Genomic DNA, 23,055 nt, shown 5'->3' on the forward strand with positions numbered 1-23,055 from the left:
GTTGAGAAGGACGAACCGCCGAGGCCCCCCGCAGACGAGTCCGTCAACGTGGCTGGTGGGATGAGCGGGCCTGACGGGCCCCTTCTGCGCCTGGTGAAGGACCGGCGCATCGCGTTCCTGATCGTCGGAGCCGTCAACACCCTCGTCGGCTTCGGATGGTTCGCGTTCTTCGATCTCATCATCGGGCATCTCTGGGGCTACATGGTGACCCTGCTGTTCGCACACGTCGCCAGCGTGTTGTGCGCATTCGTCCTGTACCGCCGGTTCGTCTTCCGGGTGCGTGGACATGTCTGGGTTGATCTCGCGCGGTTCGAGACGGTCTATCTCGCGGCACTCGGAGTCAACGCCGTTCTGCTGCCGCTGCTCGTGGAGCTCGCCCACCTTGAGCCGCTCGCAGCGCAGGCGCTGATCGTCGTCGTGACGACACTGATCAGCTACCTCGGCCACAGCCGGTTCTCCTTCCGCCGGCCCAAGGGGGCAGCGTGAACCCGAGCACTGCACTGAGCGTCGTCGTCCCCGCGTACAACAACGCGGCGACGATCCGCGAGACCATCGAGTCGATCCTCGCCCAGGACGGTGTCGACTTCGAACTCGTCATCGCCGACCATGCGTCCTCAGACGGCACCCGGCGCATCGCCGCCGAGTTCGCGCACGACCGCCGCGTCCGCATCATCGACACGCCCGCCGGGGGCGGCGCTGCACGCAACTGGAATCGCGTCACCCAAGCCGCCAACGGCATCTACCTCAAACTCGTCTGCGGCGATGACGTTCTCCGGCCCGGCGTGCTGGCGCGACAGGTCGCGCTGCTGCAGTCCTCGGATGCCGTGCTCACCGCGAGCCGACGCGACATCATCGACGCGCGCGGGCGCACCGTGATGAGCGCGTGGGGATTGCGCGGCATCGACCAGCCGCTGAGAGGGACGGAAGCTGCCCGGCGCGCGCTGCGCGCCGGGTCGAACGTGTTCGGCGAGCCGGCCTCGGTGATGATGCGCCGCAGCGCGCTGGTCGATGCCGGCGGGTGGTTCGATGCCTTCCCGTACCTCATCGATCAGGCGACCTACACGCGGGTGTTGGAGTCGGGAGGCTTCATCCCCGACCCGCAGGTCGGTGCCACCTTCCGGCTGTCCAGTGGGCAGTGGAGCGTGGCGCTCACGCGGTCCCAGGCTCGGCAGGCTCGCGCGTTCCATGCGTGGTTCCGCGATCGACGACCCGACATCGTCTCCCGACTCGACCTCATCCAGGGCGACATCCGCGCCACCACGATGGCGCACCTGCGCAGACTCTCGTACACCGTTCTCAAGAGGAGGATGTGATGACCGCAATGGAGCCGTTCATCCATGGGATCAGCATCGTCGTGCCCGTCTATCAAGGCGAGAGGACGTTGCACGCCGTCCTGGAGGAGCTGCAGCCGTACGTCGACGGCTTCACCACGCCTGACGGCCACTCCGCCCGGGTCCGTGAAGTGGTCCTCGCTCACGACCGGGGCCCGGATGCATCGGACGTGGTCATCCGCGAGCTCGCCGACGCGAGGGACTGGGTGACGCCCGTCTGGCTCAGCCGCAACTACGGACAGCACGCGGCGACGCTCGCCGGCATCGCCAGTTCGGGCGGAGACTGGATCGTCACGATCGATGAGGACGGCCAGCAGGACCCCGCGTTCATCGGCACGCTCCTGGACACGGCGCTGCGCGAACGCGCCGACGTCGTATACGCCGACCCCCTCAACCGCCCGCCGCACGGCTTCGTACGGAACACCGCCTCACGCGTATCCAAACGCGTGCTCGAAGTGGTTTTCGGCGGCGGGAGGGCCACTGACTTCAACAGCTACCGCCTGATCCTGGGCGAAGTCGGCCGCAGCGTGGCCGCCTATGCGGGGCAGGGCGTGTACCTGGACGTCGCGCTCGGCTGGGTCGCGGGGCGCATCACGACCGCACCCGTGCTGTTGCGCGAAGAAGGCGACCGCCGGTCGGGGTACTCGTACCGCCGACTGCTCGGCCATTTCTGGCACATGATCCTCACCTCCGGCACCCGTGGCCTGCGCATGGTCACGATCACCGGTCTGCTGTTCTTCCTCGGCGGCATCGGCTTCGCGATCTACCTCGTGCTGTCGCTGCTGGTCGGCGGCGGCGCCCCCGAGGGCTGGACATCGCAGATGGTCCTCACCGCGGTGGGTACCGGTGTGATCCTCGTCTCCCTGGGCATCATCGCGGAGTACCTCGGAGTCGCGGTCAACGTCGCGCTGGGAAAGCCGGCCTATCTGATCGTCCGCGACCCGCAGGCCGGGCCATTCGGACGCGTCACCCCACCCGACTCCGGAACCCGAGATGCCGACCGCCGCTAGGTGGATCATCGGGCACGGGCTGCTGGGCGGCGCCCTCGACCGAGCGCGCCGCGAGCCCGCCCGGCACTGCGTCGTCCGATGGCACGACCCGGACCTCGCCACGGCGGATCTCCTCGGCGAACTCCGCATTGCGACCGAGGGCGCGTCCGACCTCGAGATCTACTGGTGCGCCGGGAAGGGGGTGACCTCCACACCGGCAGCGCAGCTGAACGCCGAGGTGACGGTCTTCGCACGCTTCCTCGACGAGCTCCTCAGCGTGGATGCGCGCGCTCTCGAACGCGTCACCTTCTTCCTCGCCTCCTCCGTGGGCGGCGCCTATGCCGGCACGCCTTCACCCCCGTACAGCGAGAGCAGTCCGACCGCGCCACTGTCGGACTACGGGCGGGCCAAGCTCCGCATGGAGTCTCTCCTCACCCAAGCCACTGCCGAGGGGGCCTGGCGATCGTTCATCGCGCGGATCACCAACCTCTACGGCCCCGGACAGAACGCCGCGAAGGCTCAGGGCCTGATCTCCGTGCTCGCGAACGCCGATGTCACGGGGCGCCCGGTGAACGTCTACGTCTCCCTCGACACGCTGCGGGACTACATCTACGAGGACGACGCCGCCCGTGTCGTGGACGCAGCGATGCTCCGGCTGCGGGGTGTCGCCCCGGGAACCACGGTCATGAAGCTCGTGGGCACCATGCGCGCGGTGTCGATCGGCGCGATCCTGGGCGAGATCAACCGGGTCCGCCGGCGACGTGGGGCGGTGGTCCTCGGGCAGGGTGACGCCACAGGGCAGGCGTCGGATCTCCGGGTCAGGTCCGAGGTCTGGAACGATCTCGATGCCCTCGTGTCGACGACGTTCCCAGAGGGCATCGACCGTGTCTTCCGCGCCGCGCTCTCGAACCGTGCGCACGGCGCCTGAGCGCGCCGGAGGGGCTGCCCTCAGCGACCGATCACGACGCATGGCAGGATAGATCGTTGTGAAGGGCATCATTCTCGCCGGGGGCTCCGGCACGCGTCTGCATCCGATCACTCTCGGCGTCTCCAAGCAGCTGATCCCGGTGTACGACAAGCCGATGGTGTACTACCCGCTGTCGACGCTGATGCTCGCGGGCATCCGCGACATCCTGGTGATCACCACGCCCCACGACGCGCCCCACTTCGAGCGCCTCCTCGGCGACGGGTCGCAGTTCGGCATCCGGCTCACCTTCGCCCAGCAGCCCTCGCCCGACGGGCTCGCGCAGGCCTTCACCATCGGCGCCGACCACATCGGCGACGACAAGGTCGCGCTCGTGCTCGGCGACAACCTGCTCTACGGACCCGGCCTCGGCACGCAGCTCAAGCGCTACGACGACGTCGACGGCGGCGCGGTGTTCGCCTACTGGGTGGGCGAGCCCACCGCTTACGGCGTCGTGGAGTTCGACCAGGCCGGCCGCGCGGTCTCCCTCGAGGAGAAGCCCGCCGTCCCGAAGTCGAACTACGCCGTGCCCGGCTTGTACTTCTACGACAACGACGTCGTGCAGATCGCCCGCGAACTGCAGCCCTCCGCCCGCGGCGAGTACGAGATCACCGACGTCAACAAGGCCTACCTCGAGGCCGGCAAGCTGCAGGTCGAGGTGCTGCCGCGCGGCACGGCCTGGCTGGACACCGGGACGTTCGACCAGATGCTCGACGCCGGCGAGTACGTGCGCACCATGGAGCGACGCACCGGCATGCGCATCGGCGTGCCCGAAGAGGTCGCATGGCGCCAGGGCTTCCTCACCGACGAGCAGCTCGAACAGCGCGGCACCGCGCTGAAGAAGTCCGGATACGGCTCGTATCTGCTGGAACTGCTGGAGAGAGGGCACTGAAGATGCCGCGCAGACTGCTCGTGACCGGTGGAGCCGGTTTCATCGGCTCCAACTTCGTGCACCACGTCGTGGAGCACACCGACGACCACGTCACGGTGCTGGACAAGCTGACGTACGCCGGGAACCGCGCCTCGCTGGCGGGCCTTCCGGAGGACCGCGTGCGCTTCGTGCAGGGCGACATCGCCGACGCGACCATCGTCGATGAGCTCTTCGCCGAGACGGATGCCGTCGTGCACTACGCCGCCGAGTCGCACAACGACAACTCGCTGCACGACCCTCGCCCGTTCCTCGACACGAACATCGTGGGCACGTACACGCTGCTCGAGGCGGCGCGCAGGCACGATGTGCGCTTCCACCACATCTCCACCGACGAGGTGTACGGCGACCTGGAGCTGGACGACCCCGAGCGGTTCACCGAGAACACGCCCTACAACCCCTCCTCGCCCTACTCGTCGACCAAGGCGGGAAGCGACCTGCTGGTGCGCGCCTGGGTGCGCTCGTTCGGCGTGCAGGCGACGATCAGCAACTGCTCCAACAACTACGGGCCGTACCAGCACGTCGAGAAGTTCATCCCCCGCCAGATCACCAATGTCCTGCGCGGCATCCGCCCGAAGCTCTACGGCAAGGGCGAGAACGTCCGTGACTGGATCCACGCCGACGACCACTCCTCCGCGGTGCTGACGATCCTCGACAAGGGCGTCATCGGTGAGACCTACCTCATCGGCGCCGACGGTGAGAAGAACAACAAGGACGTCGTCGAACTCATCCTGACCCTCATGGGGCAGCCTGCCGACGCGTACGACCATGTCACCGACCGCGCGGGCCACGACCTGCGCTACGCGATCGACTCCACGAAGCTACGCACCGAGCTCGGGTGGACCCCCCGCTTCGAGGACTTCGAGGCCGGCCTCGCCTCGACCATCGACTGGTACCGCGAGAACGAGGACTGGTGGGCACCGGCCAAGGACGGCGTCGAGGCGTTCTACGCGGCGAAGGGCCAGTAGTGACCGAGTACGGCAAGGCGCTCGCTCCCACCGAGACGCCGATCCCCGGGCTGGTCATCTGGGACCTCCCCGTCCACGGCGACAGCCGGGGCTGGTTCAAGGAGAACTGGCAGCGGGAGAAGATGACCGCAGCCGGGCTTCCCGACTTCGGACCGGTGCAGAACAACATCTCCTTCAACGACGCGGTCGGCACGACCCGCGGCATCCACGCGGAGCCCTGGGACAAATGGGTGTCGGTGGCCACCGGCCGGATCTTCGGCGCCTGGGTGGACCTCCGGGAGGGGCCGACGTTCGGCGCGGTCTTCACCGCCGAGCTCGACCCGTCGAAGGCGATCTTCGTGCCGCGCGGCGTGGGGAACTCGTACCAGACCCTCGAACCCGACACCGCCTACACGTACCTCGTCAACGACCACTGGTCGCCCGAGGCGCACTACACGTTCCTCAACCTGGCCGATGAGACCGCCGCCATCGCCTGGCCGATCCCGTTGGATCGGGCAGAGCTGTCGGCGAAGGATGCCGCCCACCCGCGGCTGGCCGACGTCACCCCCGTGCCGCCGAAGAAGGTGCTCGTGCTCGGCGCCGGCGGTCAGCTCGGTCGCGCGCTGCGTGCCGAGTTCGGCGAGGCCCCGCACATCGAGTACGCCGACCGGGCCGAGCTCGACCTGACCGCGCCCGGCCTCGACACGGCCCGCCACTGGCGCGACTTCGACGTGATCATCAACGCCGCCGCCTACACCGCGGTCGACCTCGCCGAGACGGCGGAGGGACGGGCGGATGCCTGGGCGGCGAATGTGACCGGTGTGGGCGCGCTGGCCCGTGTGGCCGCCGCCAACGGCATCACGCTCGTGCACGTCTCCAGCGACTACGTCTTCGACGGCACGAAGCCCGGGCCCTACACCGAAGACGACCCGATGGCCCCGCTGGGTGTCTACGGACAGACCAAGGCCGCGGGCGATGCCGTGGTGGCCACGGTCCCCCGCCACTACATCGTGCGCACCAGCTGGGTCATCGGCGAGGGCGGCAACTTCGTACGGACCATGGCTTCCCTCGCAGAACGCGGCATCGACCCGAAGGTCGTGGGCGACCAGGTGGGTCGCCTCACGTTCACGACGGACATCGCGCGCGGCATCCGCCACCTGCTCGACACGCGTGCGGCGTACGGCGTGTACAACCTCACGGGCACGGGCGACCCGACGTCGTGGGCGGAAGTGGCGCGTCGGGTGTTCGAGCTGACCGGCCATGATCCTGCGCGCGTGACCCCGGTGAGCACCGAGGACTACTTCGCATCCGCCACCGGACCGGTGGCTCCGCGCCCCCGCAACAGTGTGCTCGCGACGGCGAAGATCGAGGCCACCGGATTCACCCCGGACGCCGCCGAGGCCTCACTTTCCACCTACCTGCAGGAGCGTTCCTCATGAAGCTGTCCGTCATCGGCTGCGGTTACCTCGGCGCCGTGCATGCGGCGGCGATGGCCTCGATCGGCCACGACGTGGTCGGCATCGACGTCGACACGCGCAAGATCGATGCGCTCTCGCGCGGTGAGGCTCCCTTCTTCGAACCCGGGCTGCAGGAGATCCTGACCGACGGCCTCGCCTCCGGGCGGCTGCGATTCACCACCGACATCGCCGAGGCCGCCGGCGCGGCCGTGCACTTCATCGGCGTGGGGACCCCGCAGCAGAAGGACGGCTACGCCGCCGACCTCACCTACGTCAACGCGGCTGTCGACGCGCTGATCCCGCACCTCAGCGCGGGGGACATCGTCGCCGGCAAGTCCACGGTGCCCGTGGGCACCGCCGCCGCTCTGGCGGAGCGGGTGCACCCCACCGGGGCGACGCTGGTGTGGAACCCCGAGTTCCTGCGCGAGGGCTTCGCGGTGCTGGACACCATCGACCCCGACCGGCTCGTCGCGGGCGTACCCGCCGGCCCCGAAGGGGAGCGCGCGGCCGAGGCACTGCGCGAGGTCTACCACCCGTCGGTGGCCAAGGGCACCCCGTTCATCGTGACCGACTACGCCACGGCAGAACTCGTCAAGGTCGCCGCCAACGCGTTCCTCGCCACGAAGATCAGCTTCATCAACGCGATGGCCGAGATCGCCGAGGTGACCGGCGCGGACGTCACGACCCTGGCCGACGCGATCGGACACGACGTCCGCATCGGCCGCCGATTCCTCGGTGCCGGGATCGGCTTCGGCGGCGGCTGCCTGCCGAAGGACATCCGTGCCTTCTCGGCGCGGGCCGAAGAACTCGGCCGGGGAGAGTCGGTGGCGTTCCTGCGCGAGATCGATGCGATCAACCTGCGCCGCCGCGACCGGGCCGTGGACCTCGTGGCTTCGGCGCTGGGCGGCTCCGTCTTCGAGAAGAACGTCACGGTGCTGGGCGCGGCATTCAAGCCCCACTCCGACGACATCCGCGACTCCCCCGCTCTCGATGTCGCCGTGCGCCTGCACGGCCTGGGTGCCCGCGTCACCATCACGGATCCCGAGGCGATCGACAACGCCCGGCGCGCCCACCCGCAGCTCAACTACGTCGCCGACCGCGACGAGGCTCTCCGCGGCGCGGACGCCGTCATCGTCGTCACCGAATGGGACGAGTACCGGCGGGAGCTCTCCCCCGAGCACGCCGCCTCCCTCGCCGCCGGACGCGTGATCGTCGACGGCCGCAACTGCCTGGATCCCGCCGCCTGGCGCGCCGCCGGCTGGCAGTACCACGGCATGGGCCGGCCGTGACCACCGATCCCCAGGTCGCGGTCGTCGTCCGCACCAAGGATCGTCCCCACTTCCTGCGGCGCGCGCTGACCAGCATCACCGCGCAGACGATGGGCGATTGGGAGTGCGTCATCGTCAACGACGGCGGCGACCCCGGTCCCGTCGAGACGCTCGTCGACGCCCTCGCCCCCGAGCACCGTGCCCGTGTGCGGATGATCCACTCCGAGCAGTCACGTGGGCGCTGGAAGAGCGCCAACGCGGGTGTGCTGGCCACGAGCGCTCCGCTGCTCGTCCTCCACGACGACGATGATTCCTGGCATCCTCACTTCCTCGACGATGCTGTGCGCTACCTGGACGCCCATCCTGAGCGGGACGGCGTCGTCGGCAGGATCGAGATCGTCTGGGAGCGCCGTAACGGCGACGACTACACCGCTGTTCGGCGGGAGATCTTCCAGCCGGAGCTGCAGGATGTGCTGCTCAGCGACGCCCTGCTGTTCAACCGGTACGTCCCCATCGGCTTCGTCTACCGTCGCCGCCTGCACGAAGAGCTCGGGCTCTACGATGACTCCCTCCCCGTGATCGGAGACTGGGCCTTCAACCTCAAGGTGCTCCAGCGCGGCGCCCTGGAATACCTGGGGGAAGAGCCGCGGGCGTACTGGCATCAGCGAGAAGGGGACACCGGGGCCGACGCGAACAGCGTCATCGGAGCGCGCAACGACCACTCCCGGTATGACGCGCTGCTGCGCGACGACGCGTTCCGCGGCTACGCGCAGGAGCACGGTCTGGGGCTGGTGCTCTACCTGACCAAGTTCATCGACCGACGGTTCGTTGACGTGGAGAACGGCATCCGCGCGGAGATCTATCAACTCCGTCCCGCTGTGCGGGTGCGGCGCCGTCTGGGTGCGCTGTTGCGTTCCCTGCGCCGCTCGCGGTGAACGCCGGCGTCAGCGGACGGCTGCGACGGCCTCTTCGATCGGGCCCTCGAAGATCTTCTTGCCCTTGCTCATAACGACCCCGCGGCTGCAGAGATCCTTGACCATGTTCACGTCGTGGGAGACGACCAGCATCGTGACGCCCTCGGAGGTGAGTTCCTTGATCTTGCGCGCGCACTTCGCACGGAAGGGCGCGTCTCCGACCGAGAGCACTTCGTCGACCAGCAGGACGTCGACGTCCACATGGATCGCGACCGCGAATGCCAGCCGCATGAACATGCCAGAGGAATAGTGCTTCACCTCCTGGTCGATGAAGTCGCCGATCTCGGAGAAGGCGACGATCTCGTCGAACCTCTCCTCGATCTGCTTCCGTTTCATCCCCAGGATCGCGGCGTTGAGGTAGACGTTCTCCCGGCCGGAGAGTTCGGGGTGGAACCCTGCACCCACCTCGATCAGACCGGCGACACGTCCTCTGGTGAACACGTGGCCGGAATCCGGCTGCAGCACACCCGAGATGAGCTTGAGAGTCGTGGACTTGCCCGACCCGTTCAGCCCGAGGATCGCGACGGACTCCCCCTCTGCGACCTGGAAGCTGACGTCGTCGAGCGCGAGGAACTGGTCGGAGGTGACCTTCTTCCCCTTGATCCAGCCGATGAAGGCTTCTTTGAAGGAGTGCGTGTTGCGCTTGAGGAAGTGCTTCGACACTCCGTCGACGATGATCGACGGACGCGTCACCACGTCGGGTGACTGAACGATGGAGGTTGATGTCATCTAGAGATCCTGAGCAAAGGTGCGTTCCATCTTGCGGAACACCGTCTGGCCGACAACGAGCATGATCAGGCAGGCCGCCACTCCCGCGATGGAGTACGCCCAGAAGAGAGGCGGGAACGGCTGCTGCTGTTCCACCGTCGCGTTCCAGAACCCGTGGTGGAACAGTTCCACGGCGACGGACAGGGGATTGGACATGTAGATCGCGAACACCGGCCCCGAGAGCACATCACGGACGAGCATCCAGGTGTACAGCACCGGCGATGTCCAGGTCGCGAACATCCGGATGATCTCGACGAAGTTCTGAGCGTCGCGGAAGCGGACGTTGATACCGCCGAAGAAGAGCCCGAGGCCCGTTGCGAACGCCACGATCAGGATCACCGCGCCGACGGCACCGAGCACGGCACCGATCGTCGGAGTCCAGCCCACCAGGAGGCAGATCACGAGGAGCACCAGCATCTGCGGTGCGAAGTGGATCAGCGCGACGATCACCGAAGCCGCAGGGAAGAGCTCCCTGGGAAGGTAGATCTTGTTGACGAGGGCGCGGTTCTCGACGATCGAGTTCGTCGCGTTCCCGAAGGCCTCGTTGAAGAGGTTGACGATGATGACGCCCGAGAACAGATAGATCGGGAAGTTCTCGATGTCCCGGTGGAACTGGAGGATGACCCCCATGACGAAGTAGTAGATGACAAACTGCGACAGCGGCTTGACGTAGGACCAGGTCCAGCCGAGCACCGAGTTGCGGTAACGCGTGGCCGTCCCCTTGCGGACGAGGAGACCGAGCAGGTATCGCCAGCGAATGAGGTCGACGAGGCCACGTCCGCGCCCAGGCACGTCGTAGTCAGTGAGGTCAATTTGGGTCATCATCCTGCACGCCGTTCCAGTGCCTGGCTCCCAGGCGCTCCTCTGATCGCGTCGTAATAGTCTAAGTGGTCTGTGGCCGGGAAACCGCCGTGACGCGGACGACGAAGGGACGACATGCCGAACATGCGATCGCACGCCGCACGAGCGGCCAGGCGGCTGCTGGGGGCGAGGTACGACACGGTTCGGGCCAGGCTCGTCGGGGCACCCCTGCCGCCTTCACCGGCGCGAGAGGCGGCCGCCCTGCAGGCCTCCGGGCTCTTCGACGCCGACTTCTACCGTCGACTGCGCGCCCTCCCCGCATCGACGGATCCCGCGAAGGACTATGCGCGGTACGGCAGCCGTCAGAAGCTGCCCTTCCATCCTCTGATCGAACCCGAGTACGTCGGAGGCGATGCTCTCGTGGCCCTCTCAGAGGGCCGGGTCGACGATTTCCTCGCGGCGCTCCGCCGTCTGCCCGTCGACCGTTGGGGGCCGCTGCTCGCGAACTGGCCGGTCGGCCAGCAACTCGGAGCCGACCGCAACCAGCTCGTCGTCTCCATGGACGGCATCGCGATGTCCGCTGAGGAAGCGGCTGAACGGCTCATCGATTTCCACGCCGGACTGGGGCATCCCACCGATGAGATCGGCGAGACGGACTGGCAGGCCGCCCTCACCGCACCCCGCGTCGAAGGCCGAGTGAGCGTCATCATGCTCACCTACCAGGACCACGCCATGACGACTGCGGCGGTGGACGCGGTCCTGCGCACCACCGAGAACGAGGACGTCGAGGTGGTCCTCGTGGACAACGCCTCACGGGACGCGGTCGGACGGGTGCTTGTCGCGCGCTACGGCTCCCATCCGCGCGTCCGCTACCTCCGCCCGGCGGTCAACCTCAACTTCGGGCCGGGGAGCAATCTCGGCGCGATCCGCTCCACGGGCGAATACCTCATGCTCCTCAACAACGACACGCTGCCGCAGAAGGGGTGGCTCGCGCCTCTGCTGGCGCGATTGACGCGCCCTGGAGTCACGGCGGTGCAGCCGTTGCTCCTCTACCCCGACGGGACGGTGCAGACGGCCGGCACCGTCTTCGCCGCGCCACGGAGCCTCGCTCACCACTTCCTCGTCGGCCACCCTCTCGCCGATGCCGTCCGACACGGGGGGACAGGCTTTCGTGCGATCACCGCGGGCGCGATGCTGATCCGCGCGTCCGACTTCCTCAGCCTGCGAGGCTTCGACCCCGCCTACGTGAACGGTCAGGAGGACGTCGACTTCTGCCTCCGCGCCGCACGCGACATCGGTGGCGGCTTCGACGTGGAGAGCAGTTCCCGCGTGATCCACTTCGAGAGCAAGACCCCCGGACGCATGGCGCGCGCTTCCGCCAATCGCCAGGTCCTCATGCATCGCTGGCGTGCCGAGCTCACCGCCGCCGATGCGCAGCAGTATGCGGAAGCCGGTCTCGAACTCGCTCACGCCCAGCCGGACATCAGCGGCCCCTTCGCGATCGCACGCCCCGTGGCGGTGCGCCCACGCCAGGAGAGGAAGCCTCGCTGGTCCATCGCCACCGACATCCCGGCGGCCGAAATCATCCTGGGCGACGGCCCCTCGCCCCATTGGTCGCTCGTGCGCGAACTGGTGGCGAGCATCGAGGATCTCGGACACGAGGTCACCGTCGACGCCGCAGAAGTGCGCCTTCGCGCGACCGCCTACCTGGACGACATCCGGCTGGTGTTCGGGGCCCGCAGCGACGCCTCCCCTTGGCTGGGGCGCTTCAACGTGCTCCTGTCGAACGGCGACACCACCGCCGGCCATGACGACGGCTTCGATGCAAGGCTCACCATCCCGTCGCTGGCGAACCCTGCCGAGGCAGCGGCACGACTGCGCGACATCTCGGCGTCCGCAGGCTTTCCCGTGGCCGACGTCTGAAGCGTCAGCCTCGCAGCACGCCGAGGCTGCCGGGCGAGACGGTGAGGACCGATTCCGGCGGGATCGTCGCGGGATCCACGCTCACGAGTGCTCCGCCCTGCGCGACGTAGACAGCGCCGCTCCCATCGGTGAGTCGCAGTTCGGAGACCGGGGCCGCTGACGAGAATCGCAGGGAGGCGCAGGTGGCCGCGTCGAGGGCCTGCACCCGCAGGCCGCCTTCGGCACCGGGGCGGAGTGCGCGCAGCTGGCCCTGAGCACCGACGTAGACGCTGCTCCCGCAGCCTACGAGCGGAGAGACCGATCCCCGAACCGGGTAGAGGACGCTCTCGGCCGCTGCCCGTATACTCAGCCGGCCGCTGATTCCGAGGTCATCACCGACGCCCCAGTTCGGCAGCGCAAGACGCCGTGCGCCGTCGATGAAGTAGACGGTGGGCTGACCTGTGCTGCGCACCACCGCCCCCGCAGTCGGGAGACCGCTCCCCTGCGGAAGCGCATCGAAATAGGCGGCTGTGATCCGGCGCGGATCAGGAGCCGTGCCGCCGTTGGCTTCCTGGGCCTGCGACGCGTTCTCGAGACGGATGAAGCCTCCAGCCGCGGCGACCGCCAGCCGTGAGCCATCCGTGACGAAGGCGGGGCCCGTCACCGTCCCTCTCGAAGGAATCTGTGCGCACGTCGACGGCGCGAGAGCGACCGTCGGGTTCCCTCCGGAATCCGCGGTCGTCATCAGCGACCGCCCGCTGTTGCCGGCGACGAAGAGGCTGTCCCCGCAACGGATGAACGGGCCGAGCGTGCCCTGCGCCGAACCCGCTGTGGCGAGGTGGGCCGCGCTGATCACGATGCTGGCCGTCGGAAGCCCCAACGCGCGGGACACCTCCCAATCAGGCAGCCGCAAGAGGGATGTTCCGTTGACGAGGAAGACGGCGCTGGTGCCGTCTGCGCGCACCATCGTGCCGGGGCGCAGGTAGGGCAGTGACTGGGTGAATACCCCCAGACTGCCCGCCGACATCCGGATGGTCGCGGGATAGCGACCGCCGTTGAGCTCCTGGAGGAGCTCGGCAGAGACGACGTGGCGCAGCGTGTCTCCGGTGAGGTGGTAGATCTCGGGCGCGCCCGTCACGCCGAGGAAGATCTGACCGGACTGCGGCGCTCCCTCGCGCACGAGTGCCGCGCACGTCGCCGCGTCGAGCGGAGTGGACGCGAGTCCTGTCGCGGCTCCATCCGGCAGACGGGTCAGCTTCTTCGAACCTGCGATGAAACGCTCCGTGCCGCAGATCGCGATCGGCGCGACGGAGCCCGCGACGGTGTATCCCGCCACCTGGCTCCGCTGCACCACCCGGAACGTCGATCCGGGGATTCCGTAGTCTGCGAGGCCGGCGAAGCTCGGGACGTAGATGAGCCGTCCGTCGCTGGTCGGGAGGTACACCCGCGATTCTCCGTCCACGCGGAGCGCGCGTGCAGGGGCGAAGAGCATGGGACCCGCGGGAAGCGCAGCCTGGGCCTCGCGCGGCATCACTGCCGCAAAGGGGGCGCTCCCCCCGTTGATCAACCGCGCGGACTCGGCGTCGAGCACCGGGCGCAGCGCTCCGGACCACCAGCGGTAGTAGCGTCCGGCGGCGTCCCGGGAGTAGTCGGTCACGGCTGGCCCGGCGCCGAACCGCGCATAGTGCTCCGGAGCGAGTTCGACGCGCTTGCTGCATTCCCCGCCCCAGCGCTGCACCAGCGTGCAGTTGCCGAATCGGTGCGTCTTGCCGCCCTGCAGATACGCGATGTCCCCGGTCGACGTGTTGCGCACGAAGAGGGACGCCCTTCCGGAGTCCGCGAATCGCTGGAGGTAGGACTGCGATGTCGAAACAGCCGTGCCGAACGCCTGGATGTACTCGGAGTACACGCCGGCGGGCACGTAGTACCGGCGCTCACCCGTGACCAGCCACACATCGATCCCGACCTTGACGAGGGCATTGGCGGTGCCCTGCGTCGAGCCGAACCAGTCGGTGAAGTACTGATAGAAGTTGCGGTTGCCGTAGGAGGAGCACCCGTCGCCCTCGCCGTAGCCGGCCCGCAGCGCGGCGGCGTTCGGCTGGTACGGGGTGTAGTAGTACAGCGCAGCCGTCGCCTGGTTGGCGATGTACACGGGGGACGAACCACATGACGCGTTGGGGTGCCAGCGCACGTTCCACGTCTTACCGGGCGCGTACCAGGTGAAGTAGTTGCTGGTCCCTGGCGGGTTGGCGTAGCGCTTCAGCTGCCACGCCGCCCCGTAGACCTGGTTGAAGAAGCCGAAGTAGCGCGAATCGCAGGCAGCGGTGTCGGGGCAGCCCTGACCCATCGCGATCTTGTACTGCGAGTCCACCGGCCAGGTGTCCGTGACCAGTCCCTGCTCCTTCTGGAGCATGACGATGAGAGCCTGGGGGTTGATGCCGCACGCCTGTGCCACCTTGAACAGGATCCGCGCGGCCGACTCCACGCCACCCCCCGCGTAGGCGTTGCACATGGCGTCTGCGGCGACGGCGCGCGTCGTGTCCGTCTTGCTCTTCAGGCAGACATGCCCCGAGCGGCATGTAGTCACCTTGGAGTTGAGGAAGGACTGGATCTGCGCCTCGGTCATCGTGGCCGAGTTGTAGAAGACGGCGTCGGAGACGATGTTGCCGGGCTGGAACTTCGTGAGGTCGGCGGTCTTGACGATGCCGGACGCCACACTCGATGTGGCCCGCTCCGTCTCCAACGAACGCCCGGCGGCCGCGGTCACCACGGCGGTCGCGGCAGCCTCACCCGGCACGGCCTGCGCAGGGGTGGCGACCACGAGCCCGGCCACCATCAGGAGGGCGGACGCGACGGCGGTCGCGGCTTTCGAGCGCAGGCGAAGCCGACGTGCGTGGGGGCGCAGCATGTGTCCAGTGTTACGGAAGTTGCCAGAGAATACCAACGGCGCGCCCAGAGAGGCCTGCTATGGGGTCACAGGTCGGCGTGCAGCTGCCATACGCGCTCCGCAGCGCCGGCCCACGAGAACGCGCGCCCGCGATCGCCGGCGAGGACAGCGGCGCGGGAACGTGCGGCATCCGAGCCCAGCAGCTGCGACAGGGCCCCACCGATGGCGTCGGCCGACGGCTGCGCGAGCGCTCCCCCGTCGACGACCAGCTCGCGGTTCGCGGGGGTGTCGGCGACCACGACGGGAAGGCTCAGGGTGAGCGCCTCGACGACGGCCCAGGGAAACCCCGTCACGGTCGAGGGCGAAACCAGCGCGGTCGCCCCGGCCAGCACCGCGGCGCGATCCGCCGCGGTGAGCGGTCCCGGCACGCGCAGGCGCGACTCATCGAGCCCCGCTGCCGCGCCCGCCTCCCGAATGGCCGCGGCACGATCGTCCGGCACGTTCATCACGACGACAGGAAGGTCCGCGCCGGAGGCCATCACTCCGGCGAACGCGATTTCCGCTCCCCCGGCCGTACCGTCGATGACGACATACTCCCCCGGCAGCTCCAGCGAGCGCCGCCGGCCCACTTCGTCGGTCGGCGCGGCGAAACCCTCCGGCGCCGCCCCGGCGATCACCCGGATCCGGTCGCCCAGCTTCGGCGCGACCTGCCGCAGCGCATCGGCGTGGGCATGGCTGGGAACCACCACGGCGTCGGCGTGCTTGACCGCCCGCTTGAGCATGGCCTTCTGCCACATCACGCCCGCGCGCCCGAGCTCCTCCGGAGCCTCCCAAGCGGTGAGGTCCCACAGCGTCACGACGGTCTGCTCGTGGGCGTAGACCCGGTCGTGCCGCACCAGCGGGGCGAGGAACGTGGGCGAGTGGATCATGCCGCCGGCGACCCCGGCGGCGACGCCGAGCTGCCATGATGCGGCCAGTTCGCGCCGCGGCAGCGGAGCGGCAGCGACGTCGGCGAGCCCGGGCACGTCGATGTGCAGGCGCGAGATCTCGTCGTCTGCGATGGCGGGCACCACCGCCGCCACCTCGCACGCCGGCGGCGCTGTGCGCACCAGCGCCCGCGCAAGCTGACGCGCGGCCTCGGCCGGCGCATCACCCGGGGCCGCGGGAGCGTCGAGCACCACGCGCAGCGTCGTCGTCATCGCTCAGCTCTCCGGCTCGGGCGTCGGCGGGTGCAGGGCGTCCCGCACGATCTCGTGCACCCGGTCGTAGTCGGGGTCGTCGGGGTCGATGCCGATGCCCATCGGCGTCAGCTCCAGGCTCGCGACGGGCTGCTCCTTGGCCTTGAGCGCCAGCTCGACGAAGGTCGGGAACATCGACTGCGGCACGTCCGTCTCGATGAGGTCCTGCCCGGCCGCCGCGATGTCGTTGAACCGGGTGAGCACCGTGGCCGGATCCAGCTGGGCGAGCATGGCCTGCTGCAGCTGACGCTGACGCTGCATGCGGTCCCAGTCGTTGGTGGTGTAGCGGGAGCGGGCGTACCACTGGGCGGTGTCGCCGTCCATGTGCTGCTCGCCCGCCTCGATCCAGCCGATGGCCCAGTCGTCGACGGGCTGGCCGTCGTACGCCGGCCCGCCGCCCTTCGGCAGTCGCTCGGCGACGGTGATGTCGACGCCGCCGAGAGCGTCGATCATGTCCGCGAAGCCGTGCATGTCGACGAACACGTAGTAGGGGATCTCGATGCCGAGGACCCCCTCCGCGGCATCCTTGGTCGCTTCGACCGCCGGGGTCGAGCCCACGGACTCCGCGTCGGGGTACAGGCCCGAGCCGTCGCGGCACACCTCGACCGCGTTCATGAGCTGATTGATGCCGGCGCCCCAGCCGCAGGTGGCATCCCCGTGCCCCTCGAAGCCGTCGGGATACAGGTCCTGCATGGGGCCGGCGGAGAACGGCGGGTTCTGGATGTCCCGCGGGATGCCGGTGATCGTCACAGCGCCGGTCTCGGCGTTGATCGAGACCACCGAGATGCTGTCGAACCGCATCGAGTCGCGGCCGTCGCCGCTGTCCGCCCCCAGCAGCAGGATGTTGTAGTAGCCGTCCGAAGGCGGCACGCTGGGGCCGCTCTGCCCGAAGATGCTGCCGAACGCGCCCCGCAGCGTGCCCACCGAGTAGGCCGCATACGCGGTCGTGCCGCCGGCGAGCACGAGCAGCGCCACCGCCAGTGCGGCGATGCCGACGCGGGCGCGCGGTCGCGTGCGGACCAGACGGGCCAGCCGCAGCGTGTCGACGGTGAGCACGACCCACAGCACGACGTAGGCGATCAGCACGACCTGCACCAGCGTGAGCACGAACCAGTTGGTGCCGAGCGTCGTCACGGCCTCGCGCCAGAGCAGCGCGCCGAGCGCCGCCACGACGATCAGCACCCACATCGTGAGCGTGGCGGCGACGCCGACGCGGCCGAGACGTCGATTGCCGGCCAGCACCTGGGCGGAGCCGGGCAGCAGGAAGTTGAGCACCACCAGCCACCAGGCCCGTCGGGTCATCACGTCGGCGGAACCGGCATCCGGATGCCGCATCGGGCGCTGCTGCAGCAACGAGCCGCGGCCGGATGTCCGGGAGCCGGCGGTCCGCGGCGGACTGGCAACGCTCACAGGGAGTCCTTCAGCCGCCGGTTCTTCTCCTCGACCTGGGCCTCGAGGTCGCGGGCATACCCCTCGATCCGGTCGGCGAGGCGGTCATCGCCGACACCGAGCATGCGCACGGCGAGGAGGCCGGCGTTCTTCGCGCCGTTGATGGAGACCGTCGCCACCGGGATGCCCGCGGGCATCTGCACGATGCTCAGCAGCGAGTCGAGTCCATCGAGCGTGGCCAGCTGCACCGGCACACCGATCACCGGCAGCGACGTCACCGAGGCGAGCATGCCGGGCAGGTGGGCGGCGCCTCCGGCACCGGCGATGATCACCTTGACACCACGGGCGCGGGCCTCGCGTCCGTAGCGGAGCAGCTTGTCAGGAGTGCGGTGGGCGGAGACGACCTCGACCTCGTGGGGCACGGCGAAATCCGACAGCGCCTGCGATGCGTCGCTCATGACCCGCCAATCGGAGTCTGAGCCCATCACGACGCCCACGAGGGGTTCTTCAGAGGAATGCAGCGGCCGGGTCACCCGTCAAGGCTAGGGCGCAAGCCTGCAAGTTGCCCGCAACGGCGCGCGTCCGCACTCCCCCGCTCCCGCCCGGAGGGGGCGGTCTTCACTCGAGGAAGTGCGCGGCGGCGGCGCGCGACTCGTACACGACGTCGTCGAGGTGCGCGCCGGCCACCGTCACATGGCCGACCTTGCGTCCGGGCCGAGGGGCCTTGCCGTAGGTGTGCACCTTGGCGGCAGGGTGCGCGTCCAGTGCAGCGGCGAACCGCTCCTCGAGGTCACCCTGCGCCGGACCGCCCAGGATGTTCACCATCACCGACCAGGGCTCGCGCGGCCGGGTATCGCCCAGCGGCAGATCGAGCACCGCACGCAGGTGCTGCTCGAACTGTCCCGTCACGGCGCCGTCCTGGCTCCAGTGGCCGCTGTTGTGCGGCCGCATGGCCAGTTCGTTGACCAGCAGACGGTGATCACTGGTCTCGAAGAGCTCGACGGCGAGCATCCCGGTGACGCCGAGACCCGTGGCGATGGCCTCACCGATACCGCGTGCCACCTCGACGAGCCTGTCGGCGGCGTGCGGGGCGGGGGCGATGACCTCAGCGCACACGCCGTCCCGCTGCACGGTCTCGACCACCGGGTACGACCTCAGATCGCCCGAGGGGCGGCGGGCCACCTGCTGCGCGAGCTCGCGGGTGAAGTCGACGAGCTCCTCCACCAGCAGCTCGCCGCCGCGGGCGTCCTCGGCGAGCGCCGTGAACCAGTCCTCCGCCTCGGCCGCGGACGAGACGACCCGCACGCCCTTCCCGTCGTATCCGCCGCGGGGCGTCTTGACCACGGCGCGCCCGCCGTGGGCGTCCAGGAACGCCTGAAGCCCGGTCGCATCGGCGACGGCGGCCCAGTCGGGCTGCGGCATCCCGAGCTCGTCCAGGCGCGCACGCATGAGCAGCTTGTCCTGCGCGAAACGGAGGGCATCGGGGCCCGGGTGCACGGCGACCCCGGCGTCGACGAGCGCGCGCAGCACGTCCTGCGGCACGTGCTCATGGTCGAACGTGACCACATCGACGTCGCGCGCGAACGCGAGCACCGTGTCGGCGTCGCGGTAGTCCCCCACGGCGGTCGCCGCGAGTGCGGCGGCCATGCCCGGCTCTTCGGCCAGCACGCGCAGCTCGACACCGAGCTCCACCGCCGGCGCGATCATCATCCGGGCCAGCTGCCCGCCGCCAACGACTCCGACACGCAGCGCCATGCCGCTCCTTCCGACTCTTTCATCTTCCCGCATCGCGCGCGGGCTGTGACGCCGCGCGCCTGGAGGCCGCTGCGCGCCTCAGCGTCCGGGCAACGGCGGCGGCGGCCCGGGGTCGCCCACGGTGGGGATCGCGTGCGAGTCCCGGTGGGCCAGGATCTGACTGACCTCCACCTGATCGGCGAGCACCTCGTGCACGAGCATGACGGCGGGGATGTTCTTCATCACCAGCGGCGCGTCCACGCCGTTGGAGAGGATCAGCGTGCCCGACCCCCACAGCCGCTGCAGGGGGCCGCGCCGCTCACGGATCGAGTACCCGCGGGCGTGCGGCAGCTCGCTGCGATGGGTGGTCAGCAGTCCGGAACGGGCGATCACCCGACGGGTGGTGATCGTGTACGTGCGCGACAGCCAGGTGAAGAACGGCATCACGACCAGCAGCAGCACGACCGCGGCAGCCGCGGTGGGCAGCATCCACGTCTCGAAGGGTGCCGGGAGGTTGTCCCAGTAGTACCCGACCGCTCCGGACACGGCGATGAGCACGAGCGCCGGCCAGACCAGGCGGCGGGCGTGGCCGCGCACACGCGCGACCTTGCGTTCGGGCGTGGGCGCTCCGGGCGCCGGGGTGAGGGGGCGCCCGGCGAAACTGGTCGGCTGGGTCACACGCCCATTGTGGCGGGCGCCGCCGACGTCGGCGCCGCGGCGCGCGGACCGCGGTTCAGCGCACGTGCACGACGTCGCCCGCGGAGACGGCCGTCTCCACCCCCGCGACGTCGACGACGAGCTGTCCCGCCGGATCGAGCCGCACCGCCTGACCGCGCAGCACGCCGCCGTCGGGCAGGCTCACCGCCACCTCACGACCGATCGTGTCGCAGCGCTGCTCGACGTCGACGGCGACGCCGGATGCCGTCGCGTCGCCGTCCGCCGCGGCGAGCCGACGCAGCAGGTCGTCGAGCACGGTGAGGTAGCGGGCGAGGAGATCGTCGAGGTCGACGTCGACTCCCACGGCCGCGAACGAGGTGGCGGTGGGGACCGGCAGGTCCGCCTCGCGCATGGCGGTGTTGACCCCGGCGCCGATGACGACGGCATCCGCGTCACCCGGGACGACCTCGGCGAGGATGCCGCACACCTTGCCGCCGTCCAGCAGCACGTCGTTGGGCCACTTCAATCGCACGTCGTGCGACCGCCCGCTCATCACCTCGGCCAGGGCCCGCACCATCGCCGCCCCGGCGCAGAGCGGGATCCACCCGCGCGCGGAGGCCGGGATGCCCGGCACCCGCACGAGCACCGACACCGCCAGGGCGGTTCCCGGCGGCGTCGTCCACGACCGGTCGAGCCGTCCCCGCCCGGCGCGCTGGTCGTCGGTGAGCAGCACCGACAGATGCGGATGCCCGGGAACGTCGGCAGCCGCGTCGCGCAGCAGATCGGCGTTGGTGGAGTCGGTGGTGGCGACGACCTGCAGTCGAGGTGAGACGGCTGCAGCCAGCGGGAAGCCTTCGGTGGGGAGCGTCATGGCGACACCCTACGCCGACCACTGTCACCCACAGCGGATCCGCTGACCTGTTGTGCCCACCCTCCAACTCCCGCGGGTGCGCGGTCGCTAGGGTGGAACGGTGACGGACCAGCCCGACCTCTCCACGACCGCCGGCAAGATCGCCGATCTGCGCAACCGCTATCAAGAGGCGGTCCTCGACGCCGAGGCCACCGCGCGCGAGAAGCAGCATGCCAAAGGCAAGCTCACCGCCCGCGAGCGCATCGAACTGCTGGTGGATCCCGGATCGTTCGTCGAGATCGACGAGTACGTCCGCCACCGCACCACCGCGTTCGGCATGGATCGCTCCCGCCCCTACGGCGACTCGGTCGTCACGGGTACGGGCACGATCCATGGCCGCACCGTCGCGGTGTACGCGCAGGACTTCTCCACCTTCGGCGGGTCACTCGGCGAGGTCGCCGGCGAGAAGATCATCAAGGTGATGCAGCTGGCTCTGCGGGGCGGGATGCCGATCATCGGCATGCTGGACTCCGGCGGGGCCCGCATCCAGGAGGGCGTGGTGGCCCTCGGCAAGTACGGGGAGATCTTCCGTCTGAACACCGCCGCCTCCGGCGTCATCCCTCAGATCTCGATCATCATGGGCCCGGCGGCCGGTGGCGCGGTCTACTCCCCTGCGCTGACCGACTTCGTGATCATGGTCGACAAGACCAGCCAGATGTTCGTCACCGGCCCGGACGTCATCAAGACCGTCACCGGCGAGGACGTCGGCATGGAGGAGCTCGGCGGCGCGCACACCCACAACACCCGCTCGGGCGTGGCGCACTACCTCGCAGAAGACGAGGACGACGCCCTCGACTACGCCCGCACGCTGATCGGGTTCCTGCCCGACAACAACATGGCCGAGCTGCCGGTGTACGAGAACGAGTTCGAGTGGGAGACGACGGACTCCGACCGCTTCCTGAACACGATCATCCCGGACTCGGCGAACCAGCCGTACGACATCCATCAGGTCATCGCCCACCTCGTCGACTCCGGCGATTTCCTCGAGGTGCAGCCGCTGTTCGCCCCCAACATCGTCATCGGGTTCGGGCGGGTCGAGGGCCGCACCGTCGGCATCATCGCCAACCAGCCCTCTCAGATGGCGGGCACCCTCAACATCGAAGCCGGCGAGAAGGCGAGCCGCTTCGTGCGCTTCTGCGATGCGTTCTCGGTGCCGATCGTCACCCTCGTGGACGTCCCGGGCTACCTTCCCGGCACCGACCAGGAGTGGACGGGCGTCATCCGCCGCGGTGCGAAGCTGCTGTACGCCTACGCCGAGGCCACGGTGCCGCTGGTGACCGTGATCCTGCGCAAGGCCTACGGCGGCGCGTACATCGTCATGGGCTCCAAGCAGCTGGGCGCCGACGTGAACCTCGCCTGGCCGACGGCCGAGATCGCCGTGATGGGTGGTCAGGGCGCGGTGAACATCCTCTACCGGGGCGAGATCCGCCGCGCCCAGGATGCCGGCGAGGACGTCGCCGCCGTGCGCGCGCGTCTGGCATCCGAGTACACGTACAACGTGGCATCCCCGTTCCTCGCCGCCGAGCGCGGGGAGCTGGACGGCATCATCGAGCCGGCCCAGACCCGCGTGGCGGTGGCGAAGGCGCTGCGGTCGCTGCGCGGCAAGCGCGCGAGCCTGCCGCCGAAGAAGCACGGGAACATTCCGCTGTGACCGCCCAGACCCCCGGCGATGCCCGCATCCGCGTCGACGTGCGCCGCGGCAGCCCGACCGAAGAGGATCTCGCTGCCGTGGTCGCCGTGGTCACCGAGGCGTACCACCGCGAGGCGGCCGCAGCGGTCGTCGACGATCCGCCGGTGCGTCCCGGGTGGGAGCTGGCCGCGCGCGGCCTGCGCCGCCCGCTGCACCGGGCTGCGGGCTGGCGCGGCGGAGTCGGCTGACCCCGCACCGGCGGTGTCCCCCAAAGTACCTAC

General features: G+C 69.4%; 21 protein-coding genes. 12 read left to right on the forward strand and 9 right to left on the reverse strand.

Going from position 1 to position 23,055, the window contains the following annotated elements; translation table 11 throughout:
* Positions 1-60: 60 nt before the first annotated feature.
* Genes QNO26_RS11550 through QNO26_RS11590 form a run of 9 tightly spaced genes read left to right on the forward strand, consistent with a single transcriptional unit; the run spans position 61 to position 8,819 of the window.
* The gene (locus tag QNO26_RS11550; protein ID WP_257526535.1) at positions 61-486 is read left to right on the forward strand and encodes a GtrA family protein; all 426 of its coding nucleotides are present in this window, start codon (positions 61-63) and stop codon (positions 484-486) included.
* Positions 483-1,313: a glycosyltransferase family 2 protein gene (locus tag QNO26_RS11555; RefSeq protein ID WP_257526534.1), complete on the forward strand. Its 831-nt coding sequence runs from the start codon at positions 483-485 to the stop codon at positions 1,311-1,313. The genes QNO26_RS11550 and QNO26_RS11555 overlap by 4 nt, the downstream gene beginning before the upstream one ends.
* Positions 1,313-2,341, forward strand: a complete 1,029-nt coding sequence (locus tag QNO26_RS11560; RefSeq protein WP_257526533.1) for a glycosyltransferase — start codon at positions 1,313-1,315, stop codon at positions 2,339-2,341. Before QNO26_RS11555 ends, QNO26_RS11560 begins: the two co-directional genes overlap by 1 nt.
* The gene (locus QNO26_RS11565; RefSeq protein WP_257526532.1) at positions 2,325-3,248 is read left to right on the forward strand and encodes an NAD-dependent epimerase/dehydratase family protein; all 924 of its coding nucleotides are present in this window, start codon (positions 2,325-2,327) and stop codon (positions 3,246-3,248) included. Before QNO26_RS11560 ends, QNO26_RS11565 begins: the two co-directional genes overlap by 17 nt.
* A 58-nt stretch (positions 3,249-3,306) precedes the next feature.
* The gene (gene rfbA, locus QNO26_RS11570) at positions 3,307-4,176 is read left to right on the forward strand and encodes a glucose-1-phosphate thymidylyltransferase RfbA (RefSeq protein WP_257526531.1); all 870 of its coding nucleotides are present in this window, start codon (positions 3,307-3,309) and stop codon (positions 4,174-4,176) included.
* A gap of 2 nt (positions 4,177-4,178) precedes the next feature.
* On the forward strand, positions 4,179-5,180 hold the full coding sequence (rfbB, locus tag QNO26_RS11575) for a dTDP-glucose 4,6-dehydratase (RefSeq protein ID WP_257526530.1): 1,002 nt from the start codon (positions 4,179-4,181) through the stop codon (positions 5,178-5,180).
* A complete protein-coding gene (gene rfbD / locus QNO26_RS11580) occupies positions 5,180-6,598 on the forward strand; it encodes a dTDP-4-dehydrorhamnose reductase (protein ID WP_257526529.1) in 1,419 nt (472 codons plus the stop codon). The genes rfbB and rfbD overlap by 1 nt, the downstream gene beginning before the upstream one ends.
* Positions 6,595-7,905: a UDP-glucose dehydrogenase family protein gene (locus tag QNO26_RS11585; protein ID WP_257526528.1), complete on the forward strand. Its 1,311-nt coding sequence runs from the start codon at positions 6,595-6,597 to the stop codon at positions 7,903-7,905. The genes rfbD and QNO26_RS11585 overlap by 4 nt, the downstream gene beginning before the upstream one ends.
* Entirely contained in the window at positions 7,902-8,819 is a 918-nt protein-coding gene (locus QNO26_RS11590) for a glycosyltransferase family 2 protein (protein ID WP_257526527.1), read from the forward strand. The genes QNO26_RS11585 and QNO26_RS11590 overlap by 4 nt, the downstream gene beginning before the upstream one ends.
* Positions 8,820-8,828: 9 nt before the next feature.
* Here QNO26_RS11590 and QNO26_RS11595 read toward each other — a convergent pair whose 3' ends face one another.
* Positions 8,829-9,587: an ABC transporter ATP-binding protein gene (locus QNO26_RS11595; RefSeq protein ID WP_257526526.1), complete on the reverse strand. Its 759-nt coding sequence runs from the start codon at positions 9,585-9,587 to the stop codon at positions 8,829-8,831.
* A complete protein-coding gene (locus QNO26_RS11600) occupies positions 9,588-10,448 on the reverse strand; it encodes an ABC transporter permease (protein WP_257526525.1) in 861 nt (286 codons plus the stop codon).
* Between the two features lie 114 nt (positions 10,449-10,562).
* On the opposite strand from QNO26_RS11600, the gene QNO26_RS11605 reads away from it, so the two are divergent.
* A complete protein-coding gene (locus QNO26_RS11605) occupies positions 10,563-12,350 on the forward strand; it encodes a glycosyltransferase family 2 protein (RefSeq protein WP_257526524.1) in 1,788 nt (595 codons plus the stop codon).
* A 4-nt stretch (positions 12,351-12,354) separates the two neighbouring features.
* Here QNO26_RS11605 and QNO26_RS11610 read toward each other — a convergent pair whose 3' ends face one another.
* The 7 genes from QNO26_RS11610 to QNO26_RS11640 all read right to left on the reverse strand — a co-directional run bounded on the left by QNO26_RS11610 (position 12,355) and on the right by QNO26_RS11640 (position 21,105).
* A complete protein-coding gene (locus tag QNO26_RS11610) occupies positions 12,355-15,237 on the reverse strand; it encodes a hypothetical protein (RefSeq protein WP_257526523.1) in 2,883 nt (960 codons plus the stop codon).
* A gap of 65 nt (positions 15,238-15,302) precedes the next feature.
* The gene (locus tag QNO26_RS11615) at positions 15,303-16,415 is read right to left on the reverse strand and encodes a glycosyltransferase (RefSeq protein ID WP_257526522.1); all 1,113 of its coding nucleotides are present in this window, start codon (positions 16,413-16,415) and stop codon (positions 15,303-15,305) included.
* A gap of 3 nt (positions 16,416-16,418) precedes the next feature.
* Entirely contained in the window at positions 16,419-17,864 is a 1,446-nt protein-coding gene (locus QNO26_RS11620; protein ID WP_257526520.1) for an LCP family protein, read from the reverse strand.
* Positions 17,861-18,328 (reverse strand): 5-(carboxyamino)imidazole ribonucleotide mutase, encoded by a 468-nt coding sequence (gene purE / locus QNO26_RS11625; protein ID WP_257533568.1) that lies wholly within the window; start codon positions 18,326-18,328, stop codon positions 17,861-17,863. Before purE ends, QNO26_RS11620 begins: the two co-directional genes overlap by 4 nt.
* Positions 18,329-18,461: 133 nt before the next feature.
* On the reverse strand, positions 18,462-19,598 hold the full coding sequence (locus QNO26_RS11630) for a 5-(carboxyamino)imidazole ribonucleotide synthase (RefSeq protein WP_257526519.1): 1,137 nt from the start codon (positions 19,596-19,598) through the stop codon (positions 18,462-18,464).
* Positions 19,599-19,676: 78 nt separating this feature from the next.
* Positions 19,677-20,255 (reverse strand): PH domain-containing protein, encoded by a 579-nt coding sequence (locus QNO26_RS11635; protein ID WP_257526518.1) that lies wholly within the window; start codon positions 20,253-20,255, stop codon positions 19,677-19,679.
* 55 nt (positions 20,256-20,310) lie between these two features.
* On the reverse strand, positions 20,311-21,105 hold the full coding sequence (locus QNO26_RS11640; protein ID WP_257526517.1) for a biotin--[acetyl-CoA-carboxylase] ligase: 795 nt from the start codon (positions 21,103-21,105) through the stop codon (positions 20,311-20,313).
* A 100-nt stretch (positions 21,106-21,205) separates the two neighbouring features.
* On the opposite strand from QNO26_RS11640, the gene QNO26_RS11645 reads away from it, so the two are divergent.
* Entirely contained in the window at positions 21,206-22,795 is a 1,590-nt protein-coding gene (locus QNO26_RS11645) for an acyl-CoA carboxylase subunit beta (protein WP_257526516.1), read from the forward strand.
* Complete coding sequence (locus tag QNO26_RS11650) at positions 22,792-23,022, forward strand: acyl-CoA carboxylase epsilon subunit (RefSeq protein ID WP_257526515.1); 231 nt, start codon at positions 22,792-22,794, stop codon at positions 23,020-23,022. The genes QNO26_RS11645 and QNO26_RS11650 overlap by 4 nt, the downstream gene beginning before the upstream one ends.
* Positions 23,023-23,055 lie beyond the last annotated feature (33 nt).

The sequence above is a fragment of the Microbacterium sp. zg-Y1090 genome, assembly GCF_030246945.1.
GTDB lineage: Bacteria > Actinomycetota > Actinomycetes > Actinomycetales > Microbacteriaceae > Microbacterium > Microbacterium wangruii.

Coding starts and splice junctions, on each gene's coding strand:
- QNO26_RS11550 (WP_257526535.1), top strand. CDS start 61: ATGAGCGGGCCTGACGGGCCCCTTCTGCGCCTGGTGAAGGACCGGCGC.
- QNO26_RS11560 (WP_257526533.1), top strand. CDS start 1,313: ATGACCGCAATGGAGCCGTTCATCCATGGGATCAGCATCGTCGTGCCC.
- QNO26_RS11565 (WP_257526532.1), top strand. CDS start 2,325: ATGCCGACCGCCGCTAGGTGGATCATCGGGCACGGGCTGCTGGGCGGC.
- rfbB (WP_257526530.1), top strand. CDS start 4,179: ATGCCGCGCAGACTGCTCGTGACCGGTGGAGCCGGTTTCATCGGCTCC.
- QNO26_RS11585 (WP_257526528.1), top strand. CDS start 6,595: ATGAAGCTGTCCGTCATCGGCTGCGGTTACCTCGGCGCCGTGCATGCG.
- QNO26_RS11595 (WP_257526526.1), bottom strand. CDS start 9,587: ATGACATCAACCTCCATCGTTCAGTCACCCGACGTGGTGACGCGTCCG.
- QNO26_RS11600 (WP_257526525.1), bottom strand. CDS start 10,448: ATGACCCAAATTGACCTCACTGACTACGACGTGCCTGGGCGCGGACGT.
- QNO26_RS11605 (WP_257526524.1), top strand. CDS start 10,563: ATGCCGAACATGCGATCGCACGCCGCACGAGCGGCCAGGCGGCTGCTG.
- QNO26_RS11610 (WP_257526523.1), bottom strand. CDS start 15,237: ATGCTGCGCCCCCACGCACGTCGGCTTCGCCTGCGCTCGAAAGCCGCG.
- QNO26_RS11615 (WP_257526522.1), bottom strand. CDS start 16,415: ATGACGACGACGCTGCGCGTGGTGCTCGACGCTCCCGCGGCCCCGGGT.
- purE (WP_257533568.1), bottom strand. CDS start 18,328: ATGGGCTCAGACTCCGATTGGCGGGTCATGAGCGACGCATCGCAGGCG.
- QNO26_RS11630 (WP_257526519.1), bottom strand. CDS start 19,598: ATGGCGCTGCGTGTCGGAGTCGTTGGCGGCGGGCAGCTGGCCCGGATG.
- QNO26_RS11640 (WP_257526517.1), bottom strand. CDS start 21,105: ATGACGCTCCCCACCGAAGGCTTCCCGCTGGCTGCAGCCGTCTCACCT.